At 68.3% G+C, this 16,204-nt stretch carries 15 protein-coding genes; 14 read left to right on the forward strand and 1 reads right to left on the reverse strand.

Features of this window, described 5'->3' with window-relative positions; all coding sequences use genetic code 11:
* The first annotated feature begins 2 nt into the window (after positions 1-2).
* The 8 genes from AB0H53_RS15580 to AB0H53_RS15615 all read left to right on the forward strand — a co-directional run bounded on the left by AB0H53_RS15580 (position 3) and on the right by AB0H53_RS15615 (position 8,103).
* Positions 3-668, forward strand: coding sequence for a TylF/MycF/NovP-related O-methyltransferase (locus AB0H53_RS15580; protein WP_362112274.1), 666 nt, complete (start codon positions 3-5; stop codon positions 666-668).
* The gene (locus tag AB0H53_RS15585) at positions 665-1,588 is read left to right on the forward strand and encodes an NAD(P)-dependent oxidoreductase (RefSeq protein WP_362112277.1); all 924 of its coding nucleotides are present in this window, start codon (positions 665-667) and stop codon (positions 1,586-1,588) included. Before AB0H53_RS15580 ends, AB0H53_RS15585 begins: the two co-directional genes overlap by 4 nt.
* A complete protein-coding gene (locus AB0H53_RS15590; RefSeq protein WP_362112280.1) occupies positions 1,585-2,451 on the forward strand; it encodes a hypothetical protein in 867 nt (288 codons plus the stop codon). The genes AB0H53_RS15585 and AB0H53_RS15590 overlap by 4 nt, the downstream gene beginning before the upstream one ends.
* A 30-nt stretch (positions 2,452-2,481) precedes the next feature.
* Entirely contained in the window at positions 2,482-4,341 is a 1,860-nt protein-coding gene (locus AB0H53_RS15595; protein WP_362112282.1) for a radical SAM protein, read from the forward strand.
* Positions 4,338-5,057 (forward strand): 2OG-Fe(II) oxygenase, encoded by a 720-nt coding sequence (locus AB0H53_RS15600; protein ID WP_362112286.1) that lies wholly within the window; start codon positions 4,338-4,340, stop codon positions 5,055-5,057. Before AB0H53_RS15595 ends, AB0H53_RS15600 begins: the two co-directional genes overlap by 4 nt.
* A gap of 89 nt (positions 5,058-5,146) precedes the next feature.
* The gene (locus AB0H53_RS15605) at positions 5,147-5,308 is read left to right on the forward strand and encodes a hypothetical protein (RefSeq protein WP_362112289.1); all 162 of its coding nucleotides are present in this window, start codon (positions 5,147-5,149) and stop codon (positions 5,306-5,308) included.
* A 56-nt stretch (positions 5,309-5,364) separates the two neighbouring features.
* Positions 5,365-6,267: an HEXXH motif-containing putative peptide modification protein gene (locus AB0H53_RS15610; protein ID WP_362112292.1), complete on the forward strand. Its 903-nt coding sequence runs from the start codon at positions 5,365-5,367 to the stop codon at positions 6,265-6,267.
* Positions 6,268-6,423: 156 nt separating this feature from the next.
* Complete coding sequence (locus tag AB0H53_RS15615) at positions 6,424-8,103, forward strand: PE-PGRS family protein (RefSeq protein WP_362112295.1); 1,680 nt, start codon at positions 6,424-6,426, stop codon at positions 8,101-8,103.
* Here AB0H53_RS15615 and AB0H53_RS15620 read toward each other — a convergent pair.
* Positions 8,033-8,875 (reverse strand): PE-PGRS family protein, encoded by an 843-nt coding sequence (locus AB0H53_RS15620; RefSeq protein WP_362112298.1) that lies wholly within the window; start codon positions 8,873-8,875, stop codon positions 8,033-8,035. The two genes, AB0H53_RS15615 and AB0H53_RS15620, sit on opposite strands and share 71 nt — an antisense overlap.
* A gap of 550 nt (positions 8,876-9,425) precedes the next feature.
* Here AB0H53_RS15620 and AB0H53_RS15625 point away from each other — a divergent pair.
* From AB0H53_RS15625 to radC, 6 genes are all read left to right on the forward strand, one after another.
* Positions 9,426-10,424, forward strand: a complete 999-nt coding sequence (locus AB0H53_RS15625) for a CBASS oligonucleotide cyclase (protein WP_362112301.1) — start codon at positions 9,426-9,428, stop codon at positions 10,422-10,424.
* A 2-nt stretch (positions 10,425-10,426) separates the two neighbouring features.
* Positions 10,427-10,936 (forward strand): hypothetical protein, encoded by a 510-nt coding sequence (locus tag AB0H53_RS15630; protein ID WP_362112304.1) that lies wholly within the window; start codon positions 10,427-10,429, stop codon positions 10,934-10,936.
* Between the two features lie 29 nt (positions 10,937-10,965).
* Positions 10,966-11,886, forward strand: a complete 921-nt coding sequence (locus tag AB0H53_RS15635; RefSeq protein WP_362112307.1) for an AAA family ATPase — start codon at positions 10,966-10,968, stop codon at positions 11,884-11,886.
* Between the two features lie 41 nt (positions 11,887-11,927).
* A complete protein-coding gene (locus AB0H53_RS15640) occupies positions 11,928-13,358 on the forward strand; it encodes an SAVED domain-containing protein (protein WP_362112310.1) in 1,431 nt (476 codons plus the stop codon).
* Between the two features lie 492 nt (positions 13,359-13,850).
* A complete protein-coding gene (locus AB0H53_RS15645) occupies positions 13,851-15,494 on the forward strand; it encodes a DUF262 domain-containing protein (protein ID WP_362112313.1) in 1,644 nt (547 codons plus the stop codon).
* Between the two features lie 25 nt (positions 15,495-15,519).
* Positions 15,520-16,188, forward strand: coding sequence for a DNA repair protein RadC (gene radC / locus AB0H53_RS15650; RefSeq protein ID WP_362112316.1), 669 nt, complete (start codon positions 15,520-15,522; stop codon positions 16,186-16,188).
* The last annotated feature ends 16 nt before the right edge of the window (positions 16,189-16,204 follow it).

Below are 16,204 nucleotides of genomic sequence, written 5' to 3' on the forward strand. Positions count from 1 at the left end.
TCATGGATCCGAAGCTGAAGGATCTGCGGGAGTGGCTGCTGCGGGAGCACTCCGGGACGGTCTGTGCCGACCGGCTCCGCGTGATCGCCGACGAGCTCGCCGACCTGGCCGCTCGCGGTCTGCCGGGACCCGTGGTGGAACTCGGCTGCTACAGGGGCGCAATGGCCCTCTGGATTCGTAGCGTGCTCGACTCGCTGGGCGACCGCGACCGCGAGATCCACGTCTACGACTCCTTCCAGGGCATGCCCGCGCCCGGCGCCGAGGACTCAGACCATCTGGCGGCGGGCGAGCTCCGGTCGTCCCCGGACCACGTGCACGCCACGCACGCGGCCTGGGGCAGGCCGACGCCGGTCATCCATCCGGGATGGTTTGACGAGACCCTTCCCAAGGAGCTGCCCGACGAGATCGCGTTCGCCTACCTGGACGGCGACTTCTACGACTCGACCCTCACGGGACTCACGCACTGCGTCACCCGCCTGGTGCCGACGGGCGTGTTGCTCGTCGACGACTACGCGGACACGGCCGTCAATCCACGGGCCTGGGACGGGCTCCCGGGGGTGAAGCGCGCCTGCGACGTGTACTTCGGCGCGCCTTCGCCCGTGACCGTCGTCGTCGGCGAGGGCGATCTCGCGTTCGGCCGGTACGAGAAGCCGGAGTTCCTCAGATGAGCGCTGTCCTGGTGCTACGCGGTGCGGCGGACGCGAGCGCGATCCGCCGCGCCCTGCCCGATGTCCTCGTACACGAGTTGCCGGACCTGGACTCGCCTCTGCCCGCCGACACGGCCGTGCTCGTCCTGCGCTCCGGCATCCGTCTCGGCGAACGGGAGCTCAACGCGCTCCCCCGCCTGCGGCACGTCGTACGGACCGGCTCCGGCATCGACCACATCGACGTGAACGCCCTCCGGCACCGTGGCATCACGCTGCACCGCAACGCCGAGGCCGGCGCGGGCGCCGTGGGCGAGTGGGTGCTCGCCGCCGCCCTCGCACTGGCCCGGCGGATCCCCTTGGGGCAGCACGCGCTGCTGCTCGGCCAGCACGAGAAGCAGGCGTGCATGGGGGCGTCACTCGGCACCCTGGACGCAGGTATCTGGGGCGCGGGTCCGGTCGGGCTGGCCGCCGAATGGGCCCTCGCCCCCTACGTGGGCCGCACGGCCTTCGCCGCGTGGCCGTCGAACTCTCCCGGTCTGCGAGAGCTATCGCCGACAGCCCTCATGGAGCAGTCGCAGGTACACGTGATCGCTCTGCCGCTGCGCCCCACGACCGAACAGCTGATCGGCGAGGACTTCCTCACACGCGTCGCTCCGCAGCGGCCTCTGCTCATCTGCGCAGGACGGCTGGAGACCCTCGACGTCGCGGCCTGCCTGCGGGCACTGGCAGACGGGAGGCTCTCGGGCCTCGCACTCGACCCGGTCGAGCGGGAGCACCTGCCGCTCCTCACCGGCTCCACGACGCCGCTCAACCTCCTGGCCTCGCCCCACATCGGCGCCCAGCGCTCCGACGTGCGCGGCGCACTCGACCGATGGGCCATCGACCTCCTCAAGGAGATCAACGCCGCCGACAAGATCCTGATCGAAGGAGGGCACAGGTGAACCCATCGGCACGACTGCGCCGGGAGATCGCCGACAGAGTCGCCCAGGCTCTGCTCGCGTCCGGAGAGGCTCGCGAGGTCTGGCTGGAGGGAGCCCTCGCCTGCGGCTTCGCCCACGCGGCGAGCGACATCGACCTGCATGGCATCGTGGACGGCACCCTTCCGGCGTGGGAGTCCCGCATCGTGGACGGCGTCCGTGTCGACCTCCAGGCGACGGCGCCGCAGCGTGCGGAAGAACTCCGTCACCTGCTCCGCTCCTTCGACGTCCGCCGCGACGACCTCGGCTCGTTCCGCCGGGTACGCGCTTCGATGCACGACCTCATGTGTCTGCGTACCGCTCTCTCCTACGGCTCCGGACGCTGGAATCCGGTGCTCACTCCCGGGGAGCGCCAGGGCTACCGATGGTGGGCGGTTGCCGACCAGGCCGAGGTGGCGGCGAGTCTCGCCGAGGACCTGACCGGCCTCGTCGAGGACGGCCTGGCCGAATCGGTCGTCGTCGTATGCCGGAAGCTGGAGACCTGTCTCGCTGCGCTCGACTGCGCGGCGGCCGGCCATCCCGTCCTGGGCGACAAGTGGCTGCCGCTGCTCGCCGGCGCGCCGCCCCGCCCGTCGATCACCCCGGCTCGCGCGGAGACGTGGGAGTGGTTCCGTCCGGTTCAGCGACGCGTGGCCAGAGCGCTCCTGGGCTGCTGGCCAGTCGACGACCCGCTGCGGAAGCCTCCCAGTCTGGGCACCCCAGACGCCGGCTGGCTGCCCCAGCGGTACGCCGACGGGTGGTTCCTTCGCCGTGGCGACGTCCACATCCCCATCACCGGCGGACAGCTTCTCGGATGGCTGTCCGCAGTCTCCACCGATGGCGCGTAGCCCGCGCCTCTCCTCCTCGGGAGCCTTCTGATGCCCGTCACCCGCACCGCCCCCACGGACCTGGAGAGTCTCTACGCCCCGTTGTCGAGCACCGGGCCGGACACGGCGGTCTCCGTCATCCTCAAGCTCCGGGGAGAGACCTGCGACATCGACTGCCTGTACTGCTTCGAGAAGCGCAAGGAGGCACCGGGCGGCGCCCGGATCAACGCGGCACAGGTCCACCGCCTCGGTTCGATCTTCTCCGGGCGCCCGCTCAGCATCGAACTCCACGGCGGGGAGCCACTGACCGCCGGCCCGGAACGGATCGCGGAGATCCTGGACGCGCTCGCCGCACAGCGGAACGTCATCCGGGTGAGCCTCCAGACCAACGGCCTCCAGCTCGACGACGCGTGGCTGGACCTGTTCGAGCGGCACTGCCCGGAGCTGGAGATCGGCATCTCCCTCGACGGGGACGCGCTTGGGAACTCGTGGCGCGTCGGGTACGACGGCCGCCCCACGTACCCCCGAGTGGTCGAAGCCCTGGAACTCCTCGGCCGTCGGGAACGCAACGTCGGCATCATCTGCGCCGTCACCCCGTACGTCCTCGGCCGGGCCTCCGAGGTCATGAAGCACCTCGCCTCCTTTCCCGCCGTGACGACGGTCAACCTGGTGCCGTGCTTCGACGCGTCGGTCACCCGGTCGACCACTGTGGCCGGATCCCGTGCGCCGACCAGTCGGGCACTCCAGCGGCGGGCCATCGGCCCCACCGGCCCGGCTTGGGCCGTCACGCCTCGTCAGTACGCCGACTTCGTGTTGGAGGCCGCCCACCACTGGGTCGCTGACGGCCTGTTCCGCCGCGTCAAGCTGGAGCCCGTCGTCTCCGTCATCCGCCGTCTGAAGGGTCTGCAGACCCGTTCCTGCCACTTCTCCGACTTGAAGTGCGACCACGTCCTCACCCTTTATCCCGATGACCGCCTGGGAAGCTGTGACGAGCTGCCCTGGCCGCAGGCCGGCCTCGCCGCGCTCGGCGACGTACACGCCGAGGCGGACGTGGCCAGCGCCCAGGGCGGCTCTCCCTTGCTTCACCAGGCACGCTCCCTGGTCACGAAGTGCACGACCTGCGACTACCGCGACACCTGCGGCGCAGGCTGCCCGGCGGTCCGCCTCCGCTTCGCCGCCGCGGGCGACGAAGACGCGTACTGCGACCACCGCATGCGCCTGATCGACGGCGTCGCCGCCCTCCTCGCCCAGCCGAGTCTCCCGCCTGGCGCCTCCTGTTCCCGGCTTCGCTGGCGTCCCGTCCGCCCCAACGACATGCAGCACGTCGCGGCGTTCCTGGCCCGCTGGGACGACCCCACGGTGCCCCGCACGCCCGCGCACCTGCAGGTCAGCGCCCAGGGCAACATCAACACGGTCGGCCTCCCCGGCGTGCACGAGGCAGACGATCTCGACCCCCACCATCCCCAGTGGTACGAGGGCATCGAACCCGGCATCCGCCCGGTCGTCGACGCGCTCACCGCGGGCTGGAACGCAGTCACCTATGACAGCTGCCAAGGCCACACCTACGCCAGCCTCCCCGGAGCCGAGCCCCGCTTCCTCTCAGTCGGCATCCTGCCGCGCGACCGCGACGAGTACGCGCGTACGGCAGCGCGCCTGTGCCGGGCCGCTGGCCGAGCCGAGCCCTCTCTGCCCGGGACCTGTTCCCTGGTCCTCGGCCGCAGCGAGCTCACCTGCCGCACCACCGGCCGGGCGTACCCGACGCTCGACCTCCATCTCGTACCCGCTGCCGGCACCGCACCTGCCGAGTACTTCGAGGACCTCGCCCAGGCCGTGCACGTACTCACGGAGGCCCTGGCCCAAGCCGCGTCTGCTCCGCCGTCCACCCCCTGCGCCTGCGGAGGCGAGCAGTGATCCACATCGCCGAGACGCTGTCCATCCGTACCGTGGAGGGCTTCCTCAAGCCGGACGAGATCGAGCGGCTCAACCTCGTCATGGAGGACACGCTCGGCTCCCTCGGACGCGACCGGTACGGCACGGCCCGCCGCACCACCATCCACGAGATCCCCGGTCACTCCCCCGCCGAGGCGCAGGACGTCTACGAGCCGGCTGGCCGGATCGAAATGACCGACATTCCGTACGAGGCGACCGCCCTCCTCGATCAGGCCCTGAAGCTGCACATGGCTGCCATCACGCGCACCCTGCCGTCGGTCACTGGCCACCGGCCGTGGATCTACCTGGAATACGGCTCCGGCCAATACATCACCCCGCATGCCGACGGCATCGCCCCCGATCCCCTCACCCGTCCCCGCCAGATCGCAGCCGCAACGGTCACGCTCACGGACATCCAGGACACCGGTGGCGCGTTCTACGTGGAGACCACAGGCAGCGACGCCGTCTGGACCACCGACGAGGCGCCGACCGGGTCGGGTTACGCCCAGGGGATGGGCTTCGCACACGACGGGACGGACATGTCCTCCCCCTGGTTCCGCACCATGCCCCGCACCCGATGGAGCGTCGCACCCGCTCCCGGCACTCTCGTGGTCTTCGGCAGCCAGCTCGTCCATGGCACCGAACCTGTCCGTGCTGGCCGCGTTCGCAAGTTCCTCACGCTCTTCGTCTCCGAGTAGGAGGCTTCGCCGCCATGACCGGCCCCCGCGGCCCGCCCCACAGCCACCCCTCCCCCAACCCACGCCCCGACCAGAGGAGAGAGCGAGCAGTGGCAGAAGACAAGACGTTCGACGAGTTCCTGGAGGCAGTCGCGTCCCTGCGCGACGGCGACCCTGTGCGCACCACCGCACACACCTCCAACGCGGCCACCGAGACCTGGCTGGCCACCACGGTGCAGCCCGACGCCGCTGAGCCCACCACCGAGTCCTGACCCGCCACGGGGCCGGGCCCGTCCCGGTCCGGCCCCGTTCCACCCCGGAGCCCCAGATGAGCGCTCTCTCCCCGGAAGCCCTGGTCACCCTCGACGGCATCGCTGGCCACCAGCGCCTCCGGACCAGCCGTATCGCCTCCGTACTCGGCAACCGCCTCGGCTCGTCCCCCCTCGACTACGCCATCGCCCACCACCTGCTCGAAGGCGCCGAACACGCCGCACGTGCGCGTGACGCGGACCGCCTTGCCTGGTACCGCAATACGACGGTGCGAGATCTGACCCACCTGTCGGTCGACCCGCACATCGTGCTCAGCCCACGTCCTGCGGACATGCTGCGCTCGGAGATCTCCGAAACCGCGTACTACCTCGTCGGCCCCGACACCGCCTCTGCCACGCCCGAGGCCCAGGCGATCGTGCGTGCCGCCCTCGCCTCCGCCACCGAGCACGGCTTCGGCACGCTGCTCACCCAGCACGCCCCCGTCATCTGCTTGCTCAACCGCCGCCGGCTCGACGAGACCCTCCACAGCTGGGCCCTCACCCGCCTCCCCGGCACCATCTTCACCGACTACACCGTCCACCCCGAGGTCCTAGCCCGCGACCTAATCCACGAGGCCGCCCACAACTGGCTCAACGACGCCCTGGCCGCGCACGACGTGAGCCTCCCCGCCGACGTCACCTTCTTCTCCCCCTGGCGAGGCACGCGGCGTTCCGTCTTCGGCTTCCTCCACGCGTGCTGGGCCTTCTCCCTCACCGTGCTGTACGTACGGGAGGCGCGGCGCAGCGCCACGGGCGCCGTCGTACCCTTCCTCGACGCCCACCTGCGCCAGCAGGCTGTCCAGTTCGCTGCCGCTGCCGAGTGCTTGGATCAGGCCCTCTCGTACGTGCCGGCAAACGAAATCCGTGATCGCATCGGCCGCGCAGTCGGCGAGGTTGTCGCTTCTAAGTGCTCTGCCGACTGAGCTGACCGGGGAGGCGCAGGGCACGCCCCTCCAACATGGTGGCAGCACGGGGAGCGGCGACCTTCCTGTCCGGCCGTAAGGACGCTCGGGCAGCAGAATGCGGGAACATCACCATTCTGGTTGTAGGCGCTCGGCGGGACCGGTACGACGGTCAGCATGTACCGATGGTCGCCGCTCAACGATCGACAGCTGGCCTTGCTCACTCGCATCGGAGAAGGAACGGATCCCGTCACCTCCGCGAGCCCGGAACTCGCCCACACCGCCCGTGCCCTCAAGGGCCGGGGCCTCATCACCATGCCCAGGCATGGTGGGAAGTGGCAGGCGGAGATCACCGATGACGGTCGCTCCTACCTGGAACACGGCCACCATCCTGACCGCCCTGAGCCAGTCCCGCGCAAGCGAAGGCCGGCAGCAATTAAACCGAAGCCGGAGGCTGCGGCACCTCCCCGTCGGCAGGCCGCGCCCCAGCCCGAGGCGAAGCCGACGCCAACGCGCCCTGCGAAGCCGCCACGGCAGTCACCGGCGGAAATCGGCGCGGCCTTGATCGCGGAGGTGCAGAAGGCCGACCGATTCCTTCGGATCCCGGACCCAAGCGATGAAGAGCGGGCCCGCTATCGCCGGGCGTTCGACGCCGCCAGGCAGTGTGCTCCGGATGGCTTCCATCTGAAGTACAGCGGGCGGGCGAAGGGGGACTTCTTCCTCGGCCTGCTGCGGGTGACGGGCGAGGACGACACCGAGTGGAACCGGATCCGCCTGGCCCGCAGCCGAGTGATCACCGACATCGAGGACGTGATCACGGCGGTCACCGCAGACCACAGCGCCTTCGAAATCTCAGACGAAGTACTCCCACGAGTGCTCTCCCTCGTTCGGCTCCTCGCCGAGCAGGCCCGGGCACTGCACTGCGACATCGCGGTGTCGAAGAAGCGCAGGCAGCCTAGGCCGCTGCTCAAGGTCCACAGCAGGACATACGAGATCAGCTTCAAGGAACGGCAGAAGCAGGTCCGGTACGTGCCCTCGCAGCCGGGCCGGCGGACGTACGACTGGCAGCGGGTCACCCCTGCGCACCGGTTCGAGCCATCCGGCGAGCTGGAACTGCACGTGAGCCAAGGCTCGGGGTACGGCTGGAAGAAGGAATGGGCCGACAGCGCAAAGAAGCCGTTGGAGGACCAGATCGACGCCGTCCTCCGAGCCCTGAAGGCCCATGCGGAGCAAGTGGAGCAGGCCCGGCTGGCGTGGGAGGCGGGACAGCGGCGTCAGCGGGAGGAGCGGGAACGGCAGGAGGAGGAACGCCGCCTCCGAGAGGCCCAGGAAGAAGAGGAGCACCGCCGACGGGAGGCTGAGAAGAAGGAGCGTACGCGGCAGGAGTGGGAAGATGCGGTCAGCGTGGCGACGATCAAGGCGGTGGACGCCGTACGGGTCGACCGGTTCGGCACCGCCATGGCGCAGTGGCGGGCCGCAGGAGAGATGCGGGCTTTCTGCGCCGCGCTCGATGAGACCGCCTCCGCCTTGGACGACGCCCACGAAGCCGGACGACTGCGCGAGTGGTCAGCGTGGGGGAAGGCGGAGGCCGACCGGATCGACCCGACCGTAGCCGGCAGGAGCCTGACCGCCCACAGCCTCCACGCGGAACCCACGGGCGACCAGCTACGGCCCTTCCTCGACGGATGGCATCCCCAGCGGCCCGAGAAGGAGAAGCCACCGAAGAAAGAAGAGCCTAAGGCGGAAGCCGAACCGCCCAAGCCGGAGCCGGAGCGGTGGCGCGGCTTCACCGACGAACGTCTGGACCAAGGCTGGAGATATGGACCCCAAGGTCGCGCTCAATGGTGGAGGCGATGACACCGTGCCCGCGGTCACGTAGGGCCTTCACCGACTTCTCCACGAGCTTCCCGAGTCGGACGACCTCCTCGCGCAGGGCGACCAGCTCGTCGTACCGCTCGGCCTTGTCCTGGCCACACCACTCACGGACGGTCCGCAGGACGGCCGCTTCCGCGTCCAGCTTACGGTCGTCCCGGCGGCTGTAGGAGTACCAGGAGGACTGCGTGCGCTCCTGATCGATGGCCTGCTGCCTGCGGTCCACCTCCGGAAGGATGTCCTCGGCGAGACGGCCGGCCACAAGGCGGGCAATGCGCTCGGTGACCGGCCACCCGGCCAGACACATGCCGTGGCGGTTCTCGTAGACCATCGGATCGCCTCGCAGCTCCGCGGGATCCATGCCGACAAGGGGAGCGCTGCCGTCGAGACTGCCCATCTCCAGGATCCCTGCGTCCGCGACACTGCGCCGCAGCCGCAGCTTGCTCTTCGGGCGGACGAACCCGAGGATCAACCGTGCGGCCTCGAAGTCGGCGCTCCCCCGCACGTGCCGCGACGCCTCGGCCAAAGCGAGCTCGCTCGCGTCGTCCGCGCGGAACGCCTCGACGTCCTCCCAGCTCGCCACGAGGGACGTCGCGTCGACCCACTCCTGCAGTCCGGCGTCGTCACCGTCGAGGATCCGCACGTGGAGCCAATCAGCCCGGCCACGACCACCTACCCGTACGACCTCGACCCGCCGAACCGGGCCGCCCAGCTCCTTCGGCCTCGCTCGGTAGGCCCAGTGTTCACCCATCTCCATGTGTCCATTGAGCCAGTTCCGTTGTTCCCGTCGCGCGGCGATTGCCGAAACCAGCGGATAGAACTGAGCGCCAGAGGTTCTTGCAGGGACGACGGCCCACCATCCGGCGACTTGGCCACCTGCAGTTGAGCACCGCGTTGAACTAGTGGTCGGTGAAGGCGTCGGTCTCGAACTCCAAGGCCAGCACCGTCCGCTGTTCAGGAAGTCCCGGTCGTCACGCGCTCCCCGCCAAGGAGGAAGAGAGCTCGGGCGTGGAATACCCCGGCTCGCTGCGGCCTGGCGCCACGGCCCTCTGCACGTAAGCGCCGAGATGGGGCATCGTCCCATGGCTACCAGGAACGATCTGCCGCAGCGACGTGGAGCAGTGCATCAAGAGAGCACGCCTACTCGACCGACTCGCTGTGCCGGGACGACAGTGCGGGGCGGAGCTGGCTCGGATTGACAAGCGGCGTAGCACCGCCGTTGTCAAGTGCACCCGGGATTGTCAGTGGCAGGTGATATGCCTGTGCTACGGCCGAGTTGGCCCGTTTGAGTGAAAGGTGGCCAGGACATGGCAGGGGAACTCTATGTCGATCACGAGGTCCTCAAGACCTTCGCGGGCAACAAGGTGAACGTGCCGAGGGAGGAGGCGAAGGAGCGTCGTCGGCAGGTGAACCACCTCAGGGAGCGGCTGGAGAGCTACATCGCCGACCACCCGAACTTCGACCTGGTCAAGCTCCGGGCCTCCGGGAGCACGGCCAAGCACACCGCGATCCGGCGGCGCAGCGGAGAGGGCTCCGATGCAGACGTGGCCGCCTACCTACGTGTCGCCGACCCCAAGGTCGATGTCTCCACCGTGCTGGACTGGCTGCGGGACCGCTGCATCGAGGTGTACGGCAAGACCAAGGTCGCAGACGACTTCGTCCCGTCGGACCACGCCGTAGGTATCACCATGCGAGACACCGGCTTGAAGATCGATGTCGTACCAGTGCTCTACACCGGAGAGCCAGACGACAAGGGCTACTTGGTCACCAGCAAGGGCATCAAGGTGCTCACGTCGGTCACCCTGCACCTGCAGTTCATGAGGAAGCGGAATGACGCCGCCGGCGATGCCTACCGAGAGCTGATCCGTCTCCTGAAGGCGTGGATCCGGGAGAGCAAGATCACCGACCCGGACCTGCGCTGCAAGTCGTTTCTGCTCGAACTTCTGGTCGCCCATTTGTGGGAGACCGGCTGGAACGGCGAGTCGCTCCAGGTCAACGACTACCCGCGAGCGATCGAGCAGGTGCTCTCCTACATCGTCCGTACCGGCCTGCAGCAGCCGATCGTGTTCACCGACTACTACGAGGCCAATGAGATCGCGCCCTCCTGGGCCCCCATCCAAGTCTGGGACCCGGTCAACCCAGAGAACAACGTCACCTCCACCTATACCGAACTGGACCGTCAGCGGCTGGTGAAGCATGCCAAGACGACGCTCGACACCGTCGCGTGGGCCGCCCACGCAACCACGAAGGGTGACGCGAACGACGCCTGGCGCGAGCTGTTCGGCCCTACTTTCCCGGGAGCGTAGTAATGACCGGCTCGTACACTAGATCGGCCTCGTTCACGATCACCGACGCCCGATACATCGGCGGAAAGATCGGCGCGGACCTGCGCGTACTACACAACTACTTCGGCGCGCCTGCCTTGAGCAGCATCGACAACTACGTCGAAGAGGTCGCCCTCCTCCTGCGGGACGGGTATCTCGACACGGTCGACTACGGCTTTCGCGATCCTGGAAGCAACGCCTGGAAGTTGCGCCTGCGTTACAAGGCCACCCTCGGCGGCCAGCTCACCGACGGGCGGCCGGGCAGCCTCCCGGACTCAACCGAGCTCGCGGGCTGCCGCTTTTACAGCTACCTGACCTACAGCTCCGCATTCTCGGACTTGTCCAGCAGCGAACAGGCCGGAGTCAAGGGAAACCTGCCGATCTCCCGCACGACCGGCGACGCCCCGACCGCACTCGCGGGCACCAGCGCGGCCGGTCACAGCTATGCCCGCAACGGCGCTGGCGTTGCCCGCGACGTCTACGTCGCCTTCTAGCCCAGAGCTACCAGTAGGAGGACGAGCACGTGACCAGCCAGGACGATCTGTTCCACCCCGTCATCGAACTGCCCGAGAGCACCCGCCGCGCCCGCTACGACCGACTCGTGGGCCTGGATGACATAAAGCTGCGCCTGCGCAAGGAGGCTGCTCTGCTCGCAGACCCCCGCCGCCTCCAGGCTTGGGCCGCCACCCACCACGGCGGCGATGTCGCCGCACTCACCTTGTTCGCTGACCGCGCGCCACTGTTCGTCTTCGCTGGCGACGTCGGCTCCGGAAAGTCAGCCCTTGCCGAGTCATTCGGCTGCGATCTCTCCGACTACCTCAACTTGCCCGTCTATTTGTACAGGCTCAAGCTCGCAACTCGCGGCAGCGGCCTGGTCGGCGAGATGACGTCCCTCATCGGCGACGCCTTCACCCACATCCAGGATGCGGGCCAACGTGCAACCGGCCCTCGCGGTGTGCGATCCGTCCAGATCCTTGTCGTCGACGAGGCCGACGCCCTCGTCCAGTCCCGCGAAGCCCAGCAGATGCACCACGAGGACCGGGCCGGCGTCGACGCCTTCCTGGCAGGCATCGACAGCCTCGCCAGCAACCAGGTCCCAGTCATCGTCGTACTGTGCACCAACCGCGTCGGCGCCCTCGACCCCGCCCTCATGCGCCGCGCTGCGGTGACCTTCACTTTCACCCGCCCCAACGACGAGCAGCGCCACGCTGTCCTCACCCAGGCGCTGGAAGGACTCGGCATCGGGACCGCAACCGTCAGCAAGATCGCTACACTGACCGGCGCCACCACCTACCGGCCCGGCTACACCTTCTCCGACCTCACCCAGCGCTTGGTCCCGGCCGCCGTCTTCCGCGCCTTCCCTGACAGGCCGGTGTACGACGAGGACCTTCTCTCCCTCGCCGAAGACCTCCAGCCCACCCCTGTCTTTACCGAGGAGCGCTGATGGAACCCCTCCCTGCTCCCGGTCCCACGAGCGTTCGGACCATGGGCGACTACTACCAGTGGCTCGCCGTCTGGGATGCCTGCCTGTGCCTCCTACGCGAGAACGCCGCGCGCTCACACAACCCGGTCCGATGCGTCGGCGTGGAACTCGACGGAGTCGGAAATCTCGACGACGTCGTCCTTCTGCGCGACGCCCCGCCGAGCACCTACAAGCAGGTCAAGTACGCGGTGGACAGCTCTACGCCCGTCAACGAGGAGTACCTGACCAAACGCAGCAAGGACGGCGGCCCGTCGGTCCTCAAGAAGATCGCCAAGGCATGGCGTCAGTTGACCGCGGACGGCGACAGCGCGGAGCTGGTGCTCGTCAGCAACCGCGCGCCCGACCCGGGTGACGAGCTGGTGGCCGTGCGCGATGCCCGCACAGGTCTCCTGATGCCCAAGGCGGCAGCGGGGGGCGCCGCATCGAAGCTCGGTCGGGCCCGTGCCCGCTGGGCCCAGGCAGCCGGCCTGACCGAGACCGAACTCGGTGAACTTCTGTCCGTGCTGCGTTTCGACCTCGCCCAGGACATAGTCCGGTACCAGGAGCACCTGCGGTTGCTGATGGCCCTCACGGGTCTGCGCCACGATGAGCAGGCGCTGAAGATCGGTGCGGATTGGGTCGCCGAAATGGTTCGCGATGGCAGGCGCAAGCTCACCCTGGAGATGGTCCGGTCCGCCGTGGAAACCCTCGGTCTAAAGGATGGCCCAGCTCAGGCCATCCTGTCGATTGCCACTCTCAAGCCCGATCCGATGGCCCGCACCGCCGACCACGCCATCGACTGGGTCGACCGCCTCGACGGCGACTCCGACTTCACCAAGCGCCGTCCCGCCCCTCCGAACACCTGGACCCAGCTCCAAGCGGAAATCGAGGCCGCCCCCGGGCACCTTCCCGCAGGCACCACCGCCATCTCGGTCACCGGCAGCATCCGGCTGGCACCAGCCTTCTTGGTCGGCACCACCTTTCGCATGGTGACCGGGACCGATCTCGCTGCCGATCAGCGTGGCCAGCTCTGGTCCACCAACGATGCGTACGACCACGCCTTGGTCCCCGGAACCGCAGAGCACCCACTCGGTCAGGGCGACGAGCTCGCCGTTGCCATCGCCGTCGCGACCGATCCGACCGACGACATCCTGGAGTACCTGCGCGTGCAGAACCTGCCGGTCGCCAAGCTCGTGATCTACACACCGCCCGGGGGCGTGGCGAAGGACAACTCCGTTCCCGATAGCTCAACAGCAAACGCCTTGGCCGTCGGGATTCGCAACCATCTTCGCCGCGTAGCCCGTCCTGTGCGGCGCATGCACCTCTTCCTCGCCTGCCCAAAGGGACTCGCGGTCCTCCTCGGCAACCGCTGGAACCGGTTGTGCGAGACCGTGGTTTACGAAGACATCAAGATCGATGAAGGTTACGAGCCCGCCTTCACCATCCAAGCCTGACAGCATCGCGGAAGCTGGACGGGCCACCCAGCGTGGTCTCATTCGTGGTCTCATTCGCCTCCGCCCAGCACCGTCCGGACGGTGTCGCCGCGAACGCTCCGCCGCAGGTCAGGACGGGTACGGCCCTCGCTGGACCCCCATACGAAAATTTGGAAAGCGTGTTGGGGGGCAACCCCTGTCGGGCTGGCCCGGGGGATCTCACTCCCGGGCTCCCACAGAACCGCGCGCAAAGGTCTCTCCTCCTGCTGAAGGCTGCCAGCGTCCGGCCGCCGCGAGAGTGAGCTCTGCTGGGCACGATAGTGCCGAAGCATCTGTGCCAATCCGATCTCGAGGGCGTCTGTCTGTCAGTGCTGCTCCGTAGAATTCACAGCGAACGAATCTTCCAAAGATCACGGCCTATGGGGGGCATGCTCAGTGAGCACAACAGGCCGCAGGCGCCAGTCCGCCAGCCCGGAACCGACGATCGTCCCAGTCTCCCGGCTCGCAGACCGTGTGCTGACCGGCGAGATCGTGCTGCCGAAGTACCAGCGGGCGTTCGTGTGGGGGCCGCACCAGATCCTCCACCTCCTGGATTCGGTGCTGCGCAACTACCCCATCGGCAGCCTGCTGCTGTGGGATACCACAGAGCAACTCGCCAGCGAGGAGACCGTCGCGGGCTTGGAGGTGGACCCGCCGTGTCCAGGTCGTCCGGTCAAGTACATCCTCGACGGCCAGCAGAGGCTCGCTAGCATCATCGGCGCACTGCACGGCGGCACCGGCTCCTGGGACATCGCCTACGACCTGGAAGGGGAGCGCTTCTTCCAGCGCAACCCGGAGAGCCCGACCGGACCGCACATCATCCCCATGCGGAAGGTGAGCTCGGCGGGATCCCTCTTCGGGCAGGTGGCCGAGTTGTCCCCCGAGCTGCGCGAGCGCGCGACCGAGCTGTACGAGCAGTTCGCCAATTACCTGGTGCCAGTGGTGACCTTGGACCACATGTCGGCGGAGGAGTCGGCGGAGGTCTTCGTACGGATCAACAGCACGGGCACGACGATGAACATCGTCGACGTGGCGCGGGCCGGCACATGGAGCCCCGACTTCGACCTCAAGGAGGAGATCGAATCACTGCTCCAGGTCCTCGACGCGAAGCGCTACGGCCGGGTCGACACCAAGACCATGCTCCGCACGATCGCGGTTGCGTCCGGATTCGGGTTCTCCACCAAGGACATCAACCGTCTGAGAGAACTCGACAAGGAGCGGTTGCGGGAGGCTGTGGCCGACGCGGCGAAGGCGGCCGAGCGGGCGGTGGATTTCCTCAGCACCCAGATCCGTACACCGAAGGCCGATGCGCTGCCCTACTACAACCAGTTCGCGGTGCTCGTCGAAATGTTCCGGCAGCTACCGAAGCCTTCGTCCGCGCAGTACGACGCGTTGCGCCGCTGGTTCTGGCTGACCGCGAGCGGTGAGTACTTTAAGGGCTGGAGCGAGGCCCAGATGGGTCCCGACCTGCAGGCGATCACTTCCTTCGCCAAGGGTGAGGCCCAAGAGATCGAGACGGGAGCGGCACTCCCCCGGAGCGCCGTGTGGCGGCGGAGCGCTTTCTCCAAACGGAACGCACCGAGCAAGCTCCTCGCTCTCCTCCTTGCGTACGAGGACCCGCTGGACCTGCTCACCGGGCAACGGATCGACGTGGGCAGGGCCTTGTCGTGGCAGAACGACAAGGAGTTCCATCACTTCTTTCCCAAGGCGTTTCTGCGGTCGCGCGGGGTGAGCAGCGCCGGGGCGAACGTCTGCGGCAATCTGGTCATGCTGACCTCCCACAGCAACATCTGGGTGACCGACCGGCCGCCCTCGCAGTATCTGCGGGACCTGGCCGATATCGAGGGCGAGGGACCGCTACGCGAGCGGTTGAACACCTGCCTGGTAGAGGAAGACGCCTACCAGGCGGCGCTGCGGGACGACTACGACACATTTCTGCGCGTGAGGTCGGAGACGTTGCACCGGCGGTTGATGCAGTTGATCGGTGGAGCGGCGGGACCGGTGAGTCCTGCCGCGAGGGGTGAGGCGCAGTCATTGCCCGACGACGAGGGGCTGGAGGAGGAAGCGGACTCCGACTCCCTCCTGGACGAACCGATCGACCGCGATTCTGCGGACTGATGGCTGAGGTGGGGCCGGAATGCGGATGACGGATGTACCGGCTGCTGATCGGCCCCGGGAGCGGCTGCTGGACCGAGGAGCGGAAGCGCTCTCCGACCGCGAACTCCTTGCCCTGCTGATTGGCTCAGGCACGGGCGGTTGCGATGCGGTGGAATTGGCGGGGCAGCTCATCGCCCGGCACGGCGGACTGTACGAACTCTCCCGGACACCGGCACACGAGATGATGGCGGGGCTACCGGGGATGGGGCCGGCGAAGGCGGCGCGGGTCGCGGCCGCCTTTCAGCTGGGGCGCCGGGCAGCACCAGCCGAGGTCCAGAGTCGGCAATACGTTCGCGGATCCGCTGACCTGGCCAGGATCGCAGCACCGCTGCTGAGGGGCCTGAGGCACGAGCGGGTCGTGGTCGTGGTGTGCGACGCGGCTGGCGCGGTACTGCGGAAGACGATGCTGACCGAGGGCGCGGTTGACCGCTCTCTTCTTCCTGTCCGCGATGTGCTGGCCCTGGTCCTGGCCACCAGCGGCACGGCCTTCGGCGTAGCCCACAACCACCCCACAGGCCGCGTGGAGCCCAGCGAGCCCGACCGCGGCGCGACAGCCCGTTTGGCGGCGGGAGCAGAGGCGGTCGGGCTCCGGTTCCTGGACCATGTGGTGGTCACGGACCGGGAATGGCGTCGAGTGGAGGCTACCTCCGGCTGAGAGTCGGCTCCGGGCC

Source organism: Streptomyces sp. NPDC050856 (assembly GCF_040653855.1).
Classification (GTDB): domain Bacteria; phylum Actinomycetota; class Actinomycetes; order Streptomycetales; family Streptomycetaceae; genus Streptomyces.

Coding starts and splice junctions, on each gene's coding strand:
- AB0H53_RS15585 (WP_362112277.1), top strand. CDS start 665: ATGAGCGCTGTCCTGGTGCTACGCGGTGCGGCGGACGCGAGCGCGATC.
- AB0H53_RS15610 (WP_362112292.1), top strand. CDS start 5,365: ATGAGCGCTCTCTCCCCGGAAGCCCTGGTCACCCTCGACGGCATCGCT.
- radC (WP_362112316.1), top strand. CDS start 15,520: ATGACGGATGTACCGGCTGCTGATCGGCCCCGGGAGCGGCTGCTGGAC.
- AB0H53_RS15580 (WP_362112274.1), top strand. CDS start 3: ATGGATCCGAAGCTGAAGGATCTGCGGGAGTGGCTGCTGCGGGAGCAC.
- AB0H53_RS15595 (WP_362112282.1), top strand. CDS start 2,482: ATGCCCGTCACCCGCACCGCCCCCACGGACCTGGAGAGTCTCTACGCC.
- AB0H53_RS15630 (WP_362112304.1), top strand. CDS start 10,427: ATGACCGGCTCGTACACTAGATCGGCCTCGTTCACGATCACCGACGCC.
- AB0H53_RS15620 (WP_362112298.1), bottom strand. CDS start 8,875: ATGGAGATGGGTGAACACTGGGCCTACCGAGCGAGGCCGAAGGAGCTG.
- AB0H53_RS15625 (WP_362112301.1), top strand. CDS start 9,426: ATGGCAGGGGAACTCTATGTCGATCACGAGGTCCTCAAGACCTTCGCG.
- AB0H53_RS15640 (WP_362112310.1), top strand. CDS start 11,928: ATGGGCGACTACTACCAGTGGCTCGCCGTCTGGGATGCCTGCCTGTGC.
- AB0H53_RS15615 (WP_362112295.1), top strand. CDS start 6,424: ATGTACCGATGGTCGCCGCTCAACGATCGACAGCTGGCCTTGCTCACT.